Annotated in this window: 16 protein-coding genes and 1 pseudogene; 11 read left to right on the forward strand and 6 right to left on the reverse strand. The window is 57.0% G+C overall.

Translation table 11 applies throughout. The features are described from left to right. Positions 1-4: 4 nt before the first annotated feature. A complete protein-coding gene (locus MF410_RS01950) occupies positions 5-610 on the forward strand; it encodes an alpha/beta hydrolase (RefSeq protein ID WP_097626368.1) in 606 nt (201 codons plus the stop codon). An 80-nt stretch (positions 611-690) separates the two neighbouring features. Here the strand turns inward: MF410_RS01950 and MF410_RS01955 are convergent, their stop codons facing one another. Beyond that, entirely contained in the window at positions 691-942 is a 252-nt protein-coding gene (locus MF410_RS01955) for a KTSC domain-containing protein (RefSeq protein ID WP_003590684.1), read from the reverse strand. A 642-nt stretch (positions 943-1,584) separates the two neighbouring features. On the opposite strand from MF410_RS01955, the gene MF410_RS01960 reads away from it, so the two are divergent. Further along, the gene (locus MF410_RS01960) at positions 1,585-2,379 is read left to right on the forward strand and encodes a metallophosphoesterase (RefSeq protein ID WP_097626370.1); all 795 of its coding nucleotides are present in this window, start codon (positions 1,585-1,587) and stop codon (positions 2,377-2,379) included. Positions 2,380-2,475: 96 nt separating this feature from the next. On the opposite strand, the gene MF410_RS01965 is transcribed toward MF410_RS01960, so the two are convergent. Together MF410_RS01965 and MF410_RS01970 are read right to left on the reverse strand one after the other, a co-directional pair. Next, on the reverse strand, positions 2,476-3,801 hold the full coding sequence (locus MF410_RS01965) for a UDP-glucose/GDP-mannose dehydrogenase family protein (RefSeq protein ID WP_003590689.1): 1,326 nt from the start codon (positions 3,799-3,801) through the stop codon (positions 2,476-2,478). Positions 3,802-4,068: 267 nt separating this feature from the next. After that, entirely contained in the window at positions 4,069-4,668 is a 600-nt protein-coding gene (locus tag MF410_RS01970; protein ID WP_097626372.1) for a transglutaminase-like cysteine peptidase, read from the reverse strand. Positions 4,669-4,972: 304 nt separating this feature from the next. Between MF410_RS01970 and MF410_RS01975 the strand changes: the two genes are divergently transcribed. The 5 genes from MF410_RS01975 to MF410_RS01995 all read left to right on the forward strand — a co-directional run bounded on the left by MF410_RS01975 (position 4,973) and on the right by MF410_RS01995 (position 11,707). Then, positions 4,973-6,397: an O-antigen ligase family protein gene (locus MF410_RS01975; protein WP_097626374.1), complete on the forward strand. Its 1,425-nt coding sequence runs from the start codon at positions 4,973-4,975 to the stop codon at positions 6,395-6,397. A gap of 286 nt (positions 6,398-6,683) precedes the next feature. Then, complete coding sequence (locus MF410_RS01980) at positions 6,684-7,895, forward strand: polysaccharide biosynthesis/export family protein (protein WP_097626376.1); 1,212 nt, start codon at positions 6,684-6,686, stop codon at positions 7,893-7,895. A gap of 82 nt (positions 7,896-7,977) precedes the next feature. Next, on the forward strand, positions 7,978-8,679 hold the full coding sequence (locus tag MF410_RS01985; RefSeq protein WP_097626378.1) for a sugar transporter: 702 nt from the start codon (positions 7,978-7,980) through the stop codon (positions 8,677-8,679). A 47-nt stretch (positions 8,680-8,726) separates the two neighbouring features. Beyond that, the gene (locus MF410_RS01990; RefSeq protein WP_097626380.1) at positions 8,727-11,003 is read left to right on the forward strand and encodes a polysaccharide biosynthesis tyrosine autokinase; all 2,277 of its coding nucleotides are present in this window, start codon (positions 8,727-8,729) and stop codon (positions 11,001-11,003) included. Then, positions 11,003-11,707 (forward strand): hypothetical protein, encoded by a 705-nt coding sequence (locus tag MF410_RS01995; RefSeq protein WP_097626382.1) that lies wholly within the window; start codon positions 11,003-11,005, stop codon positions 11,705-11,707. Before MF410_RS01990 ends, MF410_RS01995 begins: the two co-directional genes overlap by 1 nt. Positions 11,708-11,827: 120 nt before the next feature. On the opposite strand, the gene MF410_RS02000 is transcribed toward MF410_RS01995, so the two are convergent. After that, positions 11,828-12,538: an Ig-like domain-containing protein gene (locus MF410_RS02000; RefSeq protein WP_097626384.1), complete on the reverse strand. Its 711-nt coding sequence runs from the start codon at positions 12,536-12,538 to the stop codon at positions 11,828-11,830. Positions 12,539-13,224: 686 nt separating this feature from the next. Here MF410_RS02000 and MF410_RS02005 point away from each other — a divergent pair. From MF410_RS02005 to MF410_RS02020, 4 genes and pseudogenes are all read left to right on the forward strand, one after another. Continuing rightward, entirely contained in the window at positions 13,225-14,844 is a 1,620-nt protein-coding gene (locus MF410_RS02005; protein ID WP_131711328.1) for a right-handed parallel beta-helix repeat-containing protein, read from the forward strand. 492 nt (positions 14,845-15,336) lie between these two features. Further along, positions 15,337-17,106: a type I secretion system permease/ATPase gene (locus tag MF410_RS02010; protein WP_097626388.1), complete on the forward strand. Its 1,770-nt coding sequence runs from the start codon at positions 15,337-15,339 to the stop codon at positions 17,104-17,106. A gap of 15 nt (positions 17,107-17,121) precedes the next feature. Next, positions 17,122-18,430 (forward strand): annotated as a pseudogene (locus MF410_RS02015) (HlyD family type I secretion periplasmic adaptor subunit). Between the two features lie 154 nt (positions 18,431-18,584). After that, positions 18,585-19,280, forward strand: a complete 696-nt coding sequence (locus tag MF410_RS02020) for an SGNH/GDSL hydrolase family protein (RefSeq protein ID WP_097626392.1) — start codon at positions 18,585-18,587, stop codon at positions 19,278-19,280. A 93-nt stretch (positions 19,281-19,373) separates the two neighbouring features. Here the strand turns inward: MF410_RS02020 and MF410_RS02025 are convergent, their stop codons facing one another. Next, complete coding sequence (locus MF410_RS02025; protein ID WP_097626394.1) at positions 19,374-19,850, reverse strand: glycosyltransferase; 477 nt, start codon at positions 19,848-19,850, stop codon at positions 19,374-19,376. Then, positions 19,847-20,305, reverse strand: coding sequence for a glucuronosyltransferase (locus MF410_RS02030; protein WP_097626396.1), 459 nt, complete (start codon positions 20,303-20,305; stop codon positions 19,847-19,849). The genes MF410_RS02025 and MF410_RS02030 overlap by 4 nt, the downstream gene beginning before the upstream one ends. Between the last annotated feature and the right edge of the window lie 153 nt (positions 20,306-20,458).

Here is a 20,458-nt window from a genome sequence, read left to right on the forward strand (position 1 = left end):
CGCTATGACCGAAACTGGATATGTGCACCGGCTGCATGCCGGTGCACCTTATAGACCCATCCTGCTGGTGCTGCATGGCACCGGTGGCGACGAGAACCAGTTCTTCGATTTCGGCCGGCGCCTGCTGCCCGAAGCGACGGTTCTCTCGCCACGCGGCGACGTTTCCGAACATGGTGCGGCGCGGTTCTTCCGGCGCACCGGGGAGGGGGTCTACGACATGGCCGACCTCTCACGGGCGACGGAGAAGATGGCCGCCTATGTCAAGGCATTGGCTGAGAAGCACCAGGCTTCCCAAATTCTCGGTCTGGGTTTTTCGAATGGCGCAAACATTCTCGCCAATGTGCTGATCGAAAAAGGCATATTCGACGCCGCAGTTCTGATGCACCCGCTCATTCCATTTCAGCCCGAAGCTCAGGCAACTCTTGCGGGGAGAAAGGTGCTGGTCACGGCCGGGCAGCGCGATCCGATTGCTCCCGCCCCGATGACCGAGGCGCTGTCGGAGCATCTGAAGGATCGCGGCGCTGATGTCAGAACGGTCTGGCATCCCGGCGGCCATGAGATTGCGCCGCTCGAGATCAATGCAGTTCGCGATTTCTTCAGCGGCTACTGATGGAATGTGCCGCGGTCGGTGACGCTGATTTGCGGGGCCGGTGATGCCGGTCTCGCATTTTAGCTGAAATGAAGATCACATTAGGGGCGGGGAGGATATTTGCCCCTGATTGCCGTCATATAAAAATTTCCCGGGGATTCCGCCATCGTCAAGCCGACGACAACGCCCTTGGGGACGCCTTCATATTCCCGCCTCTGACCGTTTGTCAGATAGACCCGTAGATGCCGGCTGTCTTCGTCGTAGCTGATCGCCTCGATAAGTTTCGAATCAACCGCAGTTTCCACTTTGCACCCCGCAGTTTTGGATCTGAGAATCCCGGTAAAGAATGTCATTCACGCTCGCAATGCGCCATCATCATGCGCCGGTGCAGTAGCGTCAAGCGTGATAAGCTTAAGCGTTCATTTTTTTCTACAGGCTCTCGCTATAGTTGATTTATGCAGCTTTTTCGGAGGTGTCGCCTGTGGAAATCCGATCGCCGGAAGTTCTGTGGTTTGGAGAACTAGCGGCCGACACAGCCGCTGCTGGAACGAATAATACGGCTTAACGCTCAATTAACCCTCATCTACCAAAATACAGCGCGATATTGACCGTGATGTCCTTCTAAAACGGCCGAATACAAATTGCGTTTCTCGCAATCATAATTTCGCTGTCGCGGGGACGTTGCGTCAGGGGCAGCACGATGTGCCTGCGAAAGCCGCTCCGCATGAAAGCCGGAAGGGATCAAGTGAGGATTGGGTGATTCGACGCGAGGCTCAGTGTTCGGTGGGAGGAGACCGTTCCGGCAGCGATCGACGACGCGGGAAAAGTGCTGTCGGTTCACGAGCGACGGCCCGATAGCCTCTTCACGCGGGGTTTACAATTTCGCTGAGGCCGTGATCGGGCCAATATTTTTGAACACTGAGCCTGATACCCATGCAAGGATGGGCAGGAACTGGAGCTTTTCCGACACCCTCGAGGGCTGTCGGACCTCATATATGGGTTACATGTTTAACTATCTCGGGCCGTGGCGACAACAGATACGGATACTGGCCGGCAACCGCAAAGGACGCGCTCGGCTGACGTTTGCCGAGGGCGAGTTCGCTGCGGTCTATGCGATGAGCGATATTCACGGATGTTATAAGGAGCTCGTCGAGGCGCATCGCCGCATCGAGGAGGACGCAGCGCGCATTCCGGGGCCGAAACTTATCGTCATGCTCGGCGATTATGTCGACCGCGGTCCTGATTCGAGTGCGGTGCTGGAGTTCCTGAGTAAGAGCCCGCCGCCGGGGTTTCAGCGTTTCGCGCTTTGCGGCAATCACGACGCGGAACTGGTAAAGCTCTATCGCAAACCGGCGCACATTCTTGAATGGCTCGGTTTTGCAGGGACCGAGACACTGCACTCATACGGTATCGATATCGAGCACTTGCTGCAGTCGGCGGCCGGAAGCGAAATGATTGCCCGGGTCATTCGCAACATGATCCCCGAGCGGCATATCCAATTCCTGGAATCCCTGCCAATCATGCTGCGGATGGGTAGGGTGGTCTTTGTCCATGCTGGTGTCAAACCGGGCATCGACCTTAAGAAACAGAAGGACAGCGACCTGATGTGGATTCGCCAACCCTTCCTGGATAACGGGCCGCAGCTTCCCGTCCTGGTAATCCATGGGCATACCCCGGCGCGAACCCCGACATTCGGTCCGCAACGGATCGGCATCGACACCGCGGTCTCGGCGACGGGCCGGCTGACCGTGCTGACGATAAAAGGAACGCGGGTCGGGCTCCTCAACTAAAGCGCATTCAGGCCTTTTGGTGCAGCGCGCCAAAAACCAAAACGCCGCGGCATTTGCTCCGCGGCGTCACGACGATTAGCGGTTCACCAGACCCTGTCAGGCGTTTGATTCCTGATAGAGATTGGTGCCGATGCCGGTATAGGTAAAGCCGTATTTGCGGACCTCGTCGCTGCGGTAGATATTGCGCAGGTCGACCAGGACCGGGGCGCGCATCGACTGCTTCAGACGATTGAAATCGAGCGCGCGGAACTGGTTCCATTCGGTGACGATAACAAGCGCATCCGCGTCAGCGGCCGCTTCATAGGGACCGCTCGCATATTCGATGTTCTCGATAACCTTGCGGGCGTTCTCCATGCCCTCGGGATCGTAGCCGACCACCTTGGCGCCGGCGTCCTGCAGGGTCTGGATGACGGCAATCGCCGGGCTGTCGCGCATGTCGTCGGTGTTCGGCTTGAAGGTCAGGCCGAGGATCGCGATCTTCTTGCCGCGAATATCTCCGCCGACGGCAGAAATGACTTTGCGTCCCATCGCCCGCTTGCGATTGTCGTTGATCGAGATCGTCGTCTCGATGAGACGGATCGGCGCGTCATAATCCTGCGCCGTCTTGGCAAGGGCAAGCGTATCCTTGGGGAAGCACGAGCCGCCGTAACCCGGGCCGGCATGCAGGAACTTGGCGCCGATACGGCCGTCGAGACCGATGCCGCGCGAGACGTCCTGGACGTTTGCGTCGACCCGCTCGCAGAGATCGGCGATCTCGTTGATGAAGGTGATCTTCATCGCGAGGAAGGCATTGGCCGCATATTTGATCAGTTCCGAGGTGCGGCGGGTAGTGAAGACCAGCGGCGCCTGGTTGAGGTAAAGCGGACGATAGACCTCGGTCATGGTTTCGCGCGCCCGGTCGTCATTCAGCCCGACGACGATACGGTCAGGACGCTTGAAATCTTCGATCGCCGCACCTTCGCGCAGGAATTCCGGATTGGAAACGACGGCGACATCCGCCGCAGGATTGGTTTCGCGCATGATGCGCTCGACTTCGTCGCCGGTGCCGACCGGCACCGTCGACTTGGTGACGATAACGGTGAAGCCTTCCACATAAGTGGCAATCTCGCGCGCAGCGGCGTAGACATAGGAAAGATCCGCGTGGCCATCGCCGCGCCGGGATGGCGTGCCGACCGCGATGAAGACGACATCGGCGCTACGGACGCTTTCCCCGACATCCGTCGAAAACGACAGCCGGCCGGTGCTGGTATTTTCGGCGACCAATTGTTCCAGACCCGGCTCGTAGATCGGAATGCGGCCTTCGCGAAGGGCTTCGATCTTACTCAGATCCTTGTCTACGCAGATGACGTCGTGGCCGAAATCCGCAAAGCAAACGCCTGAAACGAGGCCGACATAGCCTGATCCAATCATCGTGATGCGCATAATTCCCTCAAATCATTAGAGTAGGACATCATGCTGCGTCGCAGCATGGCGTCCGTCATACTTAATCTGGGCGAAAAGACAATATCGAAGATCGCTTGATACCCACATCGGAAATCGAACTTGGGCGCCGCAGCTTTGTGTCGGTGGCCCTGCCGATAGCAAAAAGCATAGGTTTATGTGGGCGATATGACAAGTCGAGCCGTCCATCAGAGCGGCTCGACTTCGATTTCGAGGAGGTACGTTCGGTTTATTTTGCTGCGTCCGCTATTACAGCCGGTACCAGACATAGGGGTCTGTTCCCGATTGAATCTTGTCCCAGCGCAGATCGGTGTCCCGCCAATTCTTGATGCTGCTTTGCCTGTTGTCGAGTACGAGGTCGCCCTTATCAGTCCTGACCACCAGGACGGCATGCCCTTCGCCGGAGGGCGTATAGGCGGTCGCAATCCGCAAAGCGCGCGACGACCAGCCCATCGCAATCAGCCGGCTGCGCTTGGTGAGGGCGAAATCTTCGCAGTCGCCGCTGCGGACGTTCACCTTCCAGACGTCGCCGTTCAATTCGCTGCGGGAATCGTTCCTGCCGATCATCGTACGATTGACGGCGCCGTTCACGGTTTTCAGCTGCAGCATCTGCTCATCGGTGAGCGCGATGACCGAGACACCGTTGTTGTCACGGCATTCGGCCGGGTTCTGGGCGCAGAACAATACCTGGGCGAAGGGCGGAATGATCTTGCCCTTTTCAGAGATATAATTGACCGCAGAATTACCATTAAGGCCGCGGGCAAAACCTGCGGGACCGGCGGCAAATGCCGAGCAGGCATTTCCTGCTGTAAAGGCCAGTGCCAGAAGTGTAACGAATGTTTTCTTCATCTGTTAAATCCCCGTTCAGGGCAACCGATTGAGATCAGGCTTGCCTTTTGTCCCAGTCAATGGCATGGCGATTTAGTGATCTGCCAAGTATTGACCGCAGAACGTCTGTCCCGTTCCTGCTGCTTGACGGAGCATAGCCGGGCCTTGTCTCGATTGGCTTAAGTCTTTCGCGACAATTTTAAACGATGTGAAATTCTGTTGCACTTTAACACGCAAGCCATTGATATGCAACTTATGTTAGTACGTGCATATTAAGCGCGTTGGTTGCAATTCCGTTATTGCTGCCCGCTGGTGAGGAAATCGAATGTTATCCAACCTCATCAATCGGCAGGTCTTGCGAGAAGCTCTTCTGCTCGCCTTTATCGGCCTCGTTATACTGACGCTCATTCCGTTCGGGAGCGTTACGCCCTTTCCCTTCGCCTTTGCCGCGATCGGCATGTTTGCCCTTGGCGCCATTTCTGCACTGCTGTTCGGAGAGCCGAGACAGAGCAGATGGGTCTTCAGCAGCGCTTTGTTGGTGCTCGTCGCGGTGACAGGCTGGACGTTCATCCAGACCATCGAACTGCCTTCCAACTGGCTGGCAAATCCGGCCTGGGGGCCTGCTCGTGACCTGGCAGGTGTCGAGTACGCGGCAATCTCGGTCGCGCCGGCCGACACGCTGGCTTCGATCCTCTCGGTGGCGCTGCCTTTCGTCACCTTCCTGACGGGGCTTCTCTTATGCGATACTGATCGGCGCGCAAGGAAAGTGCTGACCGTCCTCGGGCTTTCAGCGGGCATCATCGCTGTGTTCGGCCTGATCCAGTTTACACTGTTCCCAAACATCCTGATCGTCGTGGAGAAACAGGCCTACCTCGACAGCCTGACCGCGGTGTTCGTCAACCGCAATACCGCGGCGACTTTCCTCGGGCTTGGAACGCTGCTGATGCTGACCCTGGTCAGAGACATCGCCCGTTCCTGTTCAAACCACCCGCCCGGTGAGCCGGGCCGAAACACGCTTCTGTTAAAATCGTGGATCTACATGCTGCTCTTTTGCGCATGCTTCACCGCACTGATGCTGAGCCGCTCGCGCGCCGGCATATTCGCGACCTTTATTGCCGCCCTCATTTATTTTCCATGGCTGGCCATGAATTGGAACGGCTCGCGGCGTTATCTGAAACCGGCGCCGCAATGGCGTTCGATGCTGAAACTCCTCTCGGCGATCGTTTTCATCGTCGTGCTGCTGTCGGTGTTTGCAGGGCAGGCGATTTTGCGCGCGCAAGAGCGTCGGCTCGAGGATGATGATCGGTTCTGCATTCTGCCGGGCATATGGCGTGCTATTTTGGATCATTGGTTGACCGGGACCGGCCTCGGAACCTTCCGGACCGTATTTCCTGCCTACCGCGACTCGGCCTGCGGAATTTTCGGGATCTTCGACCGAGCGCATAATTTCTATCTCGAAGGATTCCTGGGCCTCGGGGTTTTGTTCCCGGTCACGGCAATCCTTGCCTTCGCGGTCCTTGCCAAGGTGTTTCGGCAGGGGTTCGCCCAAAGGCGGCGTCTCAGGCATTTTGTGCTGCTTGGCCTGGCGGCAACGGTACTGGTCGCGCTTCATGCGGCCGTCGATTTCTCGCTGCAAATACCGGGTTTTGCCGTGTTTTATTCCGCCTTCCTCAGTGCGGTCGTCGCCATAAGCCTTGGGCGGAGCAACGGAGACGCGGATGTGGCATATGAGCGGCCGCTCAGCCGCTAAAATTTAAACAGATGGTTTATGAAGGTTTTTGAAAAATAGCGATTGTGCAGGTGCGAACTGTTGACTCTGAAACGCAAGAAATTTTATAGCGGGTCTAGCCCTCGGGTTCTTACGGCGCCAGAAAAGTTAAACTGGGTCGTTATTCGCTTCCTCAGAGGCTCGGCGTTGCCAGCCTGCCACAGTTAGGGGAATGTTAATCGGCTTTCAGTGTTATTGATCGGGGTTTGTCTTGTATTTTGTCAGATTGCGGGGCAGTAGCTTCAGGGGCGTCAACACAGGTTATTCTATGGGTTGTTCTCGTATCGGTAGTACACGCGTCGCCATTGTTGTAGCGCTAACCACTATATTGGCAAGCTGCACATCGTTGCCAAGATCCGGTCCCGATCACAAAGATGTTGATCGAGATGCGGCAGTGAAAGTGACAACGAAGGAGCGTCGTGTCGGCATCGACTACGCCCTGATCGATCTCAGCAAGAACGTTCTGCCCTATTTTACCTCTGCCCAGCCGACGTCCTTCAAAGGATTTGGCGGTGGTCGCGGCGGGGCGCCTGAAATTCCGCTTGGTTATGGCGACGTCGTCCAGGTTGCCATCTTCGAAGCTCAGTCCGGCGGTCTCTTCATTCCGTCCGATGCCGGCAGTCGACCCGGCAATTACATTTCCTTGCCAGAGCAGACCATCGATAGAAATGGGACGATTACGATTCCCTATGCCGGTCGCGTTCCGGCCGCCGGTCGCCTGAAGGAGACCGTGGAGCAGGATGTCGAGGACCGGCTGGCGAGCCGCGCGATCGAGCCTCAGGTGGTCATCACGACGACGACCAACCGCTCCAGTCAGGTGGCGGTGCTCGGTGACGTCAACAATCCTCAGCGCATCACGATCAGCCCGGCCGGAGAGCGTGTTCTCGATGTCATTTCCGCCGCCGGCGGTTTGACGACCAACAATATCGAAACGAATGTTACGCTGCAGCGTCGCGGCAAGACGGCAACCGTCGCCTACAATACGCTGTTGAAGAATCCGGCGGAGAATATCTATGTCGCGCCGAATGATACGGTCTCGATCGATCATGAGCGCCGCACCTATCTCACGCTCGGCGCCGCAGGCGTCAGCGGCCGCTTCGATTTCGAAGAATCCGACCTGACCCTCGGAGAAGCGATCGCCAAGGCGGGCGGTTTGCGCGACGACCGCGCCGATCCGGCTCAGGTCTTGCTCTATCGCTTGGTCCCGAAGAAAACGGTTCAGTCGATGAACGTCGACACGACGCGATTTGCGGGTGAGACGGTTCCAGTGATCGTCCGCGCGAATCTGCGCGATCCGGCGACCTTGTTTGCGGTTCAGCAATTCAAGATGGAAGACAAGGATATTATCTATATTTCCAATTCGGACTCGGTTGAACTGGTCAAGTTCCTTGACATCGTAAACTCGGTATCGTCCACTGTGGCAGGCGTGACCGACGATGCGAACGATACTCGCAACGCGGTCCAGGATCTCGGAAATTGATTGAAATATAGGCGGCGTTGCTCGCAGATGACCAACGCCGCGTGGTATTTTCCATAGCGGATTTGATGAAGGAACCACCGATATGGCAAGGTTTGGTGTTTATCGTAAGCTTGCATATAGTGGACTTGCCGTTGCGATGTTTGCCGGCATGAATTCAAGCGCCTTGGCGGCCGCTTGCGTGCGCCTCGCAAATCTCACTACCGTCGATGTCAACGCGTTTACGGCTAATCCGGCCATTCTGCTCGACATGTCTGATCCGCTGGTTCTATCGTCACTCGTTCGTGCGCTGGTCGGCAGTAGCGGCGAGGCTCTATTACCGGTAATCGAGCAGGCCAAGACAGCCAATGCCGCACAGATGGCGGCCATCGGCTCGGGTCTTGGTCGGGCTGCAAACAGCTGTCAGGTGACGGACCCGCTATCCAAGCTGGCGATCGAAAAGGCGGTCGCCGAGGCTGCGAGCGCCGATCCCAATCTTGCCCCGCTACTCGCCGCCTTTGCAAAGGTCCTTGCCGAAGGCGGGACCGCGGCGCTCGGTCCAGGTGCAAGCTCCGCCGCTGCCGCATCTGGCATCGGCAATGACGGGCAGGTTGGCCAAACTGGCCCCGGCGCTGACGATGGCACGCCTTTTGACGGCGCCGCGACGACTGCGGGTACGCTGAAAGTTTCGAATGCCGGCGACGACTCGTCTTCGAGCACTATTACGATTGTCAGCACAAATGGGGGAGGCCAATCCTCCTCCGACACGACGCAGTCGACGAGTCCGAGCGTCGCGGTCATACAATAGCTGGAATTGCCCTTAGATCTTAGCGCTTGATTTGTTGGAGATCGAAATTGCTATCGCCAGATAAACTTACCCCGCGTATCGACCCCTCCCGCGATGCAGGAAACGACGCTGATTTCATCGATTTCGACAAGCTCATCGCGATTGCCCGCCGACAGTGGCGGATGGTTGCGGCTTGCGCGTTCGCCTTCGCCATTCTCGGCGTTGTGTATGTGCTGACGTCGGTGCCGGTCTACACCGCCGATACAAGCGTGCTGATCGACCGCAGCGATAACCAGGTGATCAACCAACTGGCGGCTTTCGGCCAGATGGACGATGACGAAGGGACCGTACTCAGCCAGGTCGAGCTGTTGAAGTCGGACACGATCGCCTATGCCGTGGTCGATAAGTTGAAACTGGTCGACGATCCGGTGTTCAACGCCCAGCGGAATTCGCTGTTTTCAGTCGCGACGCTGAAGTCGATGGTGAATTTCAAATCATGGTTTGCCGACGCCGCAGCAGTCGCGCCCGATCGGGAAATGCTGCGGCGGTACGCTGCGGAAACTGTAGCCGGTAATATCGATGTCGAACGTGTCGGCAAATCCTACGTTCTCGATGTCAGTTATACCTCGCAGTCGCCCGATATGGCGCGTCAGATCGCCGCGGCCATTGCCGACGTCTACCTAGTCGACAAACTCAATTCGAAATACGAGGCGACACGCCGGGCCGGCGAATGGCTTCAGGAGCGTATCGAAGAGCTGCGGCAGCAGGCGCTTGATGCCGACCTTGCGGTTCAGAAATTCCGCAGCGAGCATGGGCTTGTCGAGGCCGGATCCGGTACCCTGATCAGCGAGCAGCAGCTTTCCGAGATCAACACGCAGTTGATCAATGCCCAGGCCGAGACGGCGAAGGCCGAGGCAAAGTATGCGCGCGTCAAATCGATCATCGACGCCAAGCAAACCGACGCGATCGTCACCGACGTGCTCGACAGCTCCATTTCCAACGACCTGCGCAAGAAATATCTCGAGGCGTCCAAGCTCGAGACCGAAATCGAGGCGCGACTTGGTCCCGATCACGTCCAGGCCGTTCGGCTTCGTGCGGAGATGGAAGAATATAAGAGACTCATGTTCGATGAGTTGAACCGCATCGCCGAGAGCTATCAAAGCGAGCTGCAGGTCGCGCAGTCACGGGAAAACTCTTTGCGTGACAGTGTCACGAAGGCGACTGGCGTTGCCGCGACGGCCGGTGAAACGCAGGTGCAGGTTCGCGAACTCGAGCGCACGCGCGACACCTACAAGAATCTTTATCAGAGTTTCCTGACGCGCTACCAGGAAGCCATTCAGCAGCAGAGCTTCCCGATTACCGCTGCGCGCATCATCACCATGGCAGAGACTCCGACGAAGCCGAGTGCTCCGAAGAGAGCCCTTGTCGTCGCTTTTGCGATGTTCCTCGGATGTGCGGTCGGAAGCGGCATAGGCGCTTTCCGAGAGTTCCGCGATCGGTTCTTCCGCACCGGTGATGACGTCAAGGAAGTGCTCGATGTTGAATCGCTTGGCGTCATGCCGCTGGTTGACGATAACATCGATGATCCTACGCTCGTCGATCCGAGCAACCCGCGAAGCATCGCCAGGGGTAGCAAGACCACGACCTACGTCGAGGAGCACCCGCTCTCGGCGTTTGCCGAGACGCTTCGAAGCGCCAAGATTGCGATCGACCTCAGTGCGGCCGATCAGCGCTGCAAGGTCATCGGTGTGGTGTCGAGCTTGCCCGGCGAGGGGAAGTCGACGACATCAATCAATTTTGCCAAGCTTCTGGCAATGCAAGGTGCCCGCTGCCTGCTGATCGACGGCGATATGCGCAATCCCGGTGCGACCCGAGCAATTGGTCGTCATGCCGAGGCCGGCTTGCTCGAGGCGATCGTCGATGGCCGTCCGCTCAAGGATCTGATCCTTCTTGATCCCAAGACAAAGCTTGCATTTCTTCCAACGGTTGCAAGGTATCGTGTCCCGCATTCGTCGGAGCTGCTCGCGTCACGCGGCATGGACCAGCTTCTTGAAATTGCGCGTCAAAGCTTCGATTACATTATCGTCGACCTGCCGCCTTTGGCGCCCGTCGTCGATGCGCGCGCTATCAACTCGAAGCTCGATGCAGTGGTTTTCGTTATCGAGTGGGGAAAGACATCGCGCAAGGTCGTGCAGTCGACGCTGCTGTCGGAGCCGGAGCTCTATGCGAAATGCGTCGGCGCTATATTGACCAAGGTCGATCCGTCGCAGATGAAGCTTTACAGGACATTCGGCTCCAGTGAGTATTATTATAAGCGTTACTCGCGATACTACACTGAAAGCTGATGCCTCGCGGCCCGTTCGTTTCGGTCACACGGATTGTTTTCCTTGTCGTCACCGCAGTCTTTGCGGTGCTGGCCGGTAGAGAGCTGTACGCTTCGATAAAAACCGCCAGTATCTCTATCGTCGCTGAAAGGCTCGAGCACGGCGAGACTGTCACCGATGATGTTGAAGCCAAATATGCGGCGCGGACCATCGATATTGTCGATGGACATTATTGTCGGTCCGACATTGTCGCCGCCGGTGTAACACTTGTCCTGGCGCAACTCGATCGGCAGAACGTCAACGTCAATTACGACGCTTGGGCTGCCGCGGCATCGAGCGCCCGACACTACCTGCAACATTCGCTCTCGTGCATGCCGACGAACAGCAATTTTTGGCTTCGTCTCGCCGCCGTCCAATCCGTGATTGCTGAAGATCCGCTTTCGGTTGCGGAAATGATGAAGCGGTCCGTCGCTCTGGCGCCCCACGACGAGTCGATGATTCTGACGCGGTTTTACTTCTGGAACGATTTTACGAATGCAACGCTATCAACGGCAAAGGCTGCGCTTAATAGCGATCTCGTGACGATGCTGAAACTTGGCGATCGTTGCAGGGTCAACGCCGCTATTAGAGAGATCAGCCCACAACTCCGCCCTATCTTCGATCGAACCTGGGCAGGGCTTGGGGATGGAGCGACAGCCCGATTCCGGCAGCGCTGCAGCAAGTAATCGTCGGCCATTCTAAGGAGAACAGCTGCAGAGTCAGAACCGCCGTCAACCAGGGCTTTAAGGGCAATAGCGCCCGCCGCTTGCGCGGCGGGCGTCGTCTATTGATTATCTGGTGAACGATTAGACGCTGGCGCCCGAGACAAAGTCCGTGCCCGTGATATTGAGCGTCAGAACGCCGGCATCCGTATGACCTTCGCCGTCGGAGATCTTGTAATATTGGATGGTTTCCGTGACGTGATCGCCCGGAGCGATATCCGCTGCCAAATCGTAGGTGAATGAACCGTCCGCCTTGACATGGAACGTGCCATAGGTCCCGGCGACGTCGGTCGTTGCGCTCGGATTGCCGTTGACGTTCGTGCCGGCGAACTGACGGAGGAAGAGATGTCCATTGTCGCCGGGAATGTCGTTGTCGAGAGCATTGCCGGCGATGGGGCTGCCTTCGGTGAAGCTGTAGTGGTCGTCGACAGCGATCGGCTTGACCTGGGTTACGCCCTGAATGTTCAGGGTGAACAGGCCGACATCGGTATGACCGCTGCCGTCGGAGATCTTGTATGAGACCTTTTCCTGGAGCAATTCACCATTGGTGAAGTTGACCTTGGCAGCATCGCTCAGGACATAGGTGTAGCTGCCGTCCGGTTTGACGAAGAAGGTGCCGTAATCGCCCTGGATCTCGGTGACCTGGCTGTTGCCCTGCTTGGCGCCAACGCTCTGCTGGTCGAATGCGCGGAGGAATAGGTGACCGTTGTCGGATGAATCGTTGCTGAGCAGATTTCCAGAGATGACATCGGTTTCTAGAAATGTGGCAGTATCGTCGGTTGCGTGAATAGCCATTGTTGTCTCTCCTTGAATTGATCTTCGCTGGCCAATTTTAACCTTAGCGACGGGTGCGATTAAGGATATATTAATACAGAGAGTCAAGGCTGAGATTAACCTGAGATTAACATTGGAGTGCCCGGTGTGCAATAATGGCACACATACAATCGGAGTAATTGGGCGAAACGCCGGCTGATCGGCGCATTAATAATAAGTGAATACGCGGCATATTGGAAAATTGAACATATTTCTTCACAAGGTAAGAAGTTTTATTCGGAAGCAATCAATAGGAATACAGGACGTCACTTCCCCGCAGATGAAATTGTCAAATAATCACATCGGGCTAGCAATCTCTTTTGGTGATTTTGTCATGTTTTCTCGATAGCCTCTCTCACATCCTATTAAGGTCATCACTGTCATTCTCATAGTTGGGGTAGGCTGAGGAACAACCTGCCTGGTTGTAGCAACATGATCACGGCAATCCGTCGGTTACGGAAAATGGGCTTCCATCGAATTGCTTTCTAGTAAAAATACATTCTTGTCATGCGTTGCAACTTTAACGCCATAGAAATACATCGGCGACGAAGAAAATGCGTCTGACGATGAAGAATAACGGCAGATAGAAAGAATTTTAGTGTTTCATTTTAGCCGCCAGAGAGAGGTCCACGCTTAGAAGATTCCCATTACCTTGGGGAGATCAAAGCATGACCGTCTACTACGTGAACTCAGCGACAGGATCCGATCATAACAGCGGAACCACGGAGAACTCAGCTTTCGCGACATTGTCCGCTGTCGAATCCCTGAGGCTGAACCCCGGCGACAGTGTCCTGCTCGCTGCCGGAAGCGTGTTCAATGAGCAATTCGATTTGAAATACTCCGGCAGCGTTGCGGCTCCGATCACCATTGGCAGCTACGGTCTTGGCGACGCCCCGGTCATTCACAGCAGCAATGACGGCATCCATGGTTCCAAGGCCTCGAATATCGTTATCGAGAATATCAAGATCGCCGACACTGGAGCGAACGCGATATATGCAGGAAACGTGTCGAACTGGGTCGTACGGAATGTCGAGGTGACCAATACCGGCCTTGCCGGAAAGCCCGGATCCGTCAGCTTCCAAAGCAGCCAGAACATCACCATCGAAAACAGCACGCTGACCGGTGTCCATTCCGACGGGATCTGGATGGAAAAGGTCAAGGGCGTCACCCTGATCAACAACACCGTCACCAACAGCCAGGGAAGTGCCGCAGACGCCATTCAGCTCAACGACAGCAGCAATATTCTCGTCAAGGACAATCATCTGGAGCAAACGCAAACCAACAGCGCCAAAGGTGTTTTGGTACTGGTCCGAGCTCAAGATGCTTTGGTCGAGGGCAATACGCTCGTTGGCGGCGGCTTCGGATTGAGCGCACAGGCTGGCACCAACATCGCCATCCACGACAACGACATCTCGGGATATGGCGGCTACAGCTGGTCCTACGGCATCGGCCTTGGCGATCAGGGCGATGCGAAGAACTACGATATTAGCGGGAATTATGTCCATGACGGGGTGTATGGGGTTCTGGTCAGCGCCGCCGGCAATCCCGTCTATATTCGCGAGAATATCGATGTTCATGACAATGTCTTTGACGATCTGTCCTCCTCGGCGCTTAAGGTCGACCGGCCAGCATCGGGCTCCTTCTATGACAATATCATCGACAGCGATGTATCGACGCTGACGATGCCCGCCACAATCGCTGCGCAAAACACGTTCTTTGTCGGCGACAACAAAACATTCGAGCAAGCGCAGGCCGAACTCGACAGCGCCGGCGGCACGAATAGCGATACGTCAACGAGCCATGAGCAGCCGCCTGTTGCACCGGTCGTCGAACACCCTGCGGAAATGCCGGCGCCGCAGACTACCACTCCAGTGCCTGCGACCGAAACGCCGGTCGCGACCACGCCGTCGGTCGCCGCCCCAAAAATTGTCGCTGTCCACGACAACTTGAAGATTTCGGCCGACACCGGCAGCGCATATCATGGAAACCTTCTTGAAAACGACAGTGCTGCCAATGGCAGTGTGCTGTTGCGTCGCTTTGGCGACAATGCCGTGGATAAACATGGGCTGACGGTTACGGGGAAATACGGTGTCATCCATATTGAGAGTGATGGCGATTACACCTACACCGTGGACGCGGCAAAACTCGTCGGCCTTCACGGGAACGTCAGCGAATCCTTCCAGTACAAAATTTCCGACGGTGCTTCGCACATCGACACGGACGCGCTGGGTATCTACATCAATGTCGATGCGTTTCATTCCAGCCAAGCATCGCACTTGTTGGTCTGAAGCCCGCCAACGCTGAGACAGCGTCAATCGATCGTGTTCGCCCGGTTGACGTTTCCCGGCTTCAATGCCGATGCTTGCTGCCAGGCTGTCGAAAGCGCGAGATGGCAGATGGCAAAATATGTCTGCGGGTCATAATCAGAACAAACTATAGACTGAATTTATAGTTAATCACCCAGTAAATCTCGCGTCTATGGGCGCGTCATGTTCATCTCTTTGAACCGTTATTGGGCGATTTGCGGTTTTCCCTTGCTTAGGCCGATATATTTAGCGTAGCGTTAAGCTAGGGCCTCTGAAATCATTCGCTATAAATGGGGATTTTCGGTAATTTTTCAGTGGGGTTCATGTAATAAGCTTTGGACTTGTCAGCGGGTTTCGGCACCAGTGTCGAACGTTCGAAGTAGCTATGTCATTGTCTGGCCTTGATAGGCCTGTAGCTGCGATATACGCAGGCTTATTTGTCTGTATGCGATGCGGTAGAGAGGGATTTAATTCGTGTTTCAGAGTTCAGCGACCGATGCCAGTGAGCCGTCCAAAGCCTTGCGGAAGTGCAAGGGGGGACTTGTCTTCATCGGCATAGCAAGCGCGCTTATCAATATTCTCTATCTTACCAGCTCGTTTTTCATGCTTGAGGTGTATGACCGCGTCATTCCGAGCAAAAGCATACCGACGCTGGCTGCCCTCGCGATACTTGCATTGGCTCTTTATGCGTTCCAGGGCGCGTTCGAGGTTCTCCGGAGCAGGATGCTCGTGCGCGTTGCCGGTGCGCTCGACGAGATGGTGAACGGACGGGTGTTCCGGGCGCTCATCAAGGCGCCGCTGAAGGTCAAAATCGGCGGGGACGGGCTTCAGCCGTTGCGCGACTTCGACCAGATAAGAACCTTCCTGTCCGGCATGGGCCCGACGGCGATGTTCGATCTGCCGTGGCTTCCCTTCTACCTCGTGATCTGCTTTCTGTTTCATCCGGCGATCGGATATATTGCGATCGGTGGATCGCTGGTTCTCGCCATCCTGACGTTCTTGACCAACCAGGGAACGCGGACGCTGTCAAAACAGCAGTCCGACGCCGCCAATATGCGCAATGCCTTCGCGCAGACCTCGATCCGCAACTCCGAGGTCATTCACGCCATGGGCATGGCGGGCACCATGGCTGAAATCTGGGACCGCAAGAACGAAGAATATCGGCTCATCACCCGGCAGGCGTCGGATGTCGGCAACGGATATGCGACCCTGTCGAAGATTTTCCGGATTGCTCTGCAATCGGGAACACTTGCGACCGGCGCGATCCTGGTCATTCAAGGGCAGGCCTCTTCAGGCATTATCATCGCGGGCTCTATTCTGACATCGCGCGCTCTGGCGCCTGTGGAGGCGGCGATCGGGAATTGGCGCGGTTTCGTTTCCGCCCAGCAAAGCTGGGCGCGGCTTGCGAACCTGCTGAAAACCATTCCGGAAATCCCGGCACCGCTGGCGCTCGCAGCGCCTTCCAAGCAGGTCACAGTCGAGGGGCTGGCAAGCGGGCCGCCGGCAGGCCAGCGCCTGGTTATTTCCGATGTCAGCTTCGGGCTGAGAGCAGGAAGCGCCCTCGGGGTTATCGGCTACAGCGCCTCCGGCAAGTCGTCGCTGGCGCGGGCGATGATGGGCATCTGGCCGACCGTCAGGGGATCCATTCGCCTCGATGGCGCAGCACTCGACCAGTGGGATGGCGACGCACTTGGCCGGCATATCGGTTATCTCCCGCAGGACGTGGAACTGTTCTCAGGAACCGTCGCACAGAATATCTGCCGTTTCGCCAAGGAGATGTCGCCGGAGGCAGTGGTCGCCGCGGCGCGGGCGGCGCGTGTTCACGATCTCATCCTTCGTCTGCCGAACGGTTACGAAACCGAAATCGGTGAAGGGGGTGCGGCACTTTCGGCCGGCCAGAGACAGCGTATCGCGCTTGCAAGAGCGCTTTACGGCGAGCCCTTCCTCGTCGTGCTCGATGAACCGAACTCCAACCTCGATGAGGAAGGCGAGCGGGCGCTGAGCGCCGCGATCATGAGCGTGCGCGCACGCGGCGGCATCGTCGTCGTTATCGCGCATCGGTCCGGGGTTCTGGCGGTCTGCGATTTCGTGCTGATGATGCAGGACGGCCGAATGATCGCATTCGGTCCGAAGGAGGAAGTTCTGGCACGGGTCAGCCGGCCGGAACCGGCGGCGCGTACGCCGATTGCCGATCGCGTGGCTCAGCTCAAGGTCGTGGTCGACGGCATGAATGCGGCTGAATAGGCCGGAAGGAAGATTGTGAGAAAAGTCATCAGTGAATCCAAGCGCTCCCTCAATCGCCATGTCGCCCTTGTCGGCGTGTTGTCGATAGCTCTCGTTTGCGGCATCGGTGGTTGGGCGGCGACGACGGAGCTGTCGAGCGCCGTCATCGGCGAAGGCGTGGTCGTCGTCAACGGCGACGTCAAGAAGATCCAGCACCTGACCGGCGGTATCGTGTCGAAACTGCTGGTCTCCGAAAATGACCATGTGACGGCTGGACAGATCCTGATACAGCTCGATGGCACGACGACAAAAGCACAGCTTTCGATCGTCGAAAGCACACTCGCTCAGCTTTATGCGCGCCGTGCCCGTCTGAAGGCCGAACGGATCGACGCCGAGTCATTCGATGTCGAGGAAAACATCAGCGATCTGACATCCAGCACCGCGGCGCGGGATCTGCTCGACGGCGAGACGAAATTGTTCGACAGCCGCAGGTCGGCGCTTGTGGGAATGAAGAGCCAGTTGGCGTCGCGCAAAGACCAGCTGGCCGAGCAGATCAAGGGGTTGGTCGTTCAGATCAACGCCACCAATGATTCCCTCAGCCTGATCGAACAAGAGCTCGAAGGCGTCGATACGCTCTACAAGAAGGGGCTGGTCACGCTGCAGCGTTTGAATGCACTCAAGCGCGCCCGCGCCGACCTTCAGGGCAATAGCGGCCAGGAAATCGCTGCAAAGGCCGAGGCCGAAGGCAAGGCAATCGAGATCGATCGCCAGTCGCTCCAGCTGGACGAGGATCGCCGTTCGGAGATCGCCAAGGAACTGACCGACGTCGAGGCGAAGATCGCCGAAAATGAAGAGCGCCGCGGAACCGCGCTCGATCAACTCCGCCGTCTCGACATTGTCGCGCCGCTCAGCGGGCGTGTCCACGAGCTTTCCATTCACACGGTCAACGGCGTCGTCAATCCGGGTGAGACCCTGATGCTCGTCGTTCCCGAAAATGAAGATCTTACCGTTGAGGCGAGAAGTCGCTACGCGCGATATCGACCAGCTTCACGTCGGCCAGCCCGTCGACGTGCGGTTCAGCGCCTTTGATCAGCGCACGACGCCTGATGTACGCGGCGAGATCACGTCGATTGCGCCCGATGTCGTCAAGGATGAGCGGACGGGCATCAGCTATTATCCCCTTCGCGTCAAGCCGGAGGCTGCAAGCATCGCCAAGCTGAAGTCGATAAAGCTCTATCCTGGCATGCCGGCCGAAGTCTTCATCAAGATCGCCGACAGAACAGTTATTTCCTATCTGACGAAGCCGCTGACCGATCAGATGCAGCATGTATTTCGTGAGGAGTGATGGCGCGGCCGTGCCGCGTCACAAGCGGCGTGAGCGGTCATCGTCATGACATTGTCTCAAGGCGGCTGCAGCTTGGTTGAAGAAGGGCATGGCTGCCCGTCCAGCCGGAGTTCTGACGCGTGACCTACCGGTCCCGCTGAGATATGATTCCTCCATGACAAGTTTGCGGCTTTGGCGAATGCTGCCAATCGAGAGACGACCGACCTATGGATGGCTTCTGCTTTTGGCGTGTCTGGTGATGCTCTCGGCCCCGAAAAGCGGTTATGCCGAAAATTCCTCGCCGTTGAAAATAGTAGCTTTCGGAACATCGTTGACGGCCCGAGGAGGGTGGCAGCCCGCTCTCAAGACAAGGCTTGCAGCCTGCTTGCAGAGGCCGGTGAAAATCGAGAGCGTTGCAAAGAGTGGGGAGACGTCGCTCTGGGCTCTGACCCAGATTGATCGCGTCGTTGCCGAACAGCCGGATGTCGTTCTGATCGAGCTTTACGCTAACGACGCAGCATTGCAGCGGTTCGTGTCGCTTGCGCAAAGCCGACAGGATATCGGCGACATCCTCGACCAGCTTCGGCAGCGCCTGCCGCAAGCGCGGATCATCGTCATGGCGATGAATCCATTTTCGGGACTGCGTGGACTGATCCGTCCGTTTGTTGGCAGCTACATCTCGGCCCATCGGGCGGAAGCAGAAAAACGCGGTCTCGAGTTTGTCGACCACCGGCCGAACTGGCAGCGTCTGACGCCGGGGGATCTGGCCGCGGCAATTCCTGATGGCGCCCATCCCCTGCCTGACATTGCAGCCGAAATCATCGTGCCGGAACTTGTCAAACATATTGCCGGCGGCAATTGCAACGAATGAAAGCTCCCTGCTTGCCGATAGCGCCGTCCGCAAGGCGGCGAAGCTCGTTGCATGAATCAAATTTGATGCGACGCTCTTTAGCGCGTTGCCGGTTCAGACTGTCGCGAGATAGCCTTTAAGGTAGTTGACCAGCGAAGCCCGTCCAAGCTCGGACGGATCCTCGTGAGAGGGGCTGTCCAGATCGTCGAGAAGATAGTTCCTGAGATCATCGTCGCTATGCGCGACATAGATGCCTGGCCGGCCCGCGAGCTGGCCTACCGTGGCAAGCTGGTGATCGTTGCGATGCTCGCCGAGGGATGCCTGCCGGGGCACGAGAATGATCGGTTTTCCAAAACGTTTCGCGGTCAGCACAGTGCCGATTCCCGCATGAGAGACGATGACGCTTGCATCGAAAAAGACCCGGTCGAAGTCCGCCGGCTCGATATTCTTGATCCATTTCATATTCTGTGGCGTGTAGGTGCCCTTGCCGATCTGCGCCAGAACCGGTCTGGACAGTTCCTTTGCGAAAGTGTCGACAGCCTTGACGAGGCGATCGAACGGCAGCTGCGTTCCGACGGTGACAAGGATCAAAGCACAGCTCCTGCGTAGTGGGGGCCATCAGGCCGCGACAAATGTTGCCATTGCGTCAGCCACAGCGTCGCGATACGGCCAGCCAATTTCCCCGACAACGACAGCTTCTCGACATTGGCGACGCTGTCGATCCAGATCGTTCGCTTGCCCGTCAATTTGCCGGCAAGCAGGCAAAAAAGCCCGGGCGCGGCACCTGTGGAAATGACGACATCGGGCCTCTGCTTGATAACGATGGCGAAGGCGCTGAAAAAGCACCGGATCGACATGGTAATCGAGTCGCGGTTGCAATCGGGAAGGACCAGCCCGTCGCGAATATCATATTTGGCAAGCAATCCGGGAATGGTCGTTGCAAAGACGATATCGCAGCCCTCGAACGCGCCGCGCATGGCCATCAGCTGCTCCCAATGGCCGCCGCCTGACGAGGCAGCGAGAACCTTTAATCTTTTCTCAGTCATAGACAGGCATCTCCTATGATTGACCGGCGGTAAGAGAGAAAAACCGTTCTGTCCGAACAGCGGTTGTGTCACGATGGTTCAGCAGGAGTGTACCATTCTTCGCCCGGCTGGTTGAAGCCATCAAGTTCATCGATGTTATTAGGCATGATGCTT

This window comes from Rhizobium sp. C104 (assembly GCF_022354505.1).
In the GTDB taxonomy this organism is placed as follows: Bacteria; Pseudomonadota; Alphaproteobacteria; order Rhizobiales; family Rhizobiaceae; genus Rhizobium; species Rhizobium redzepovicii.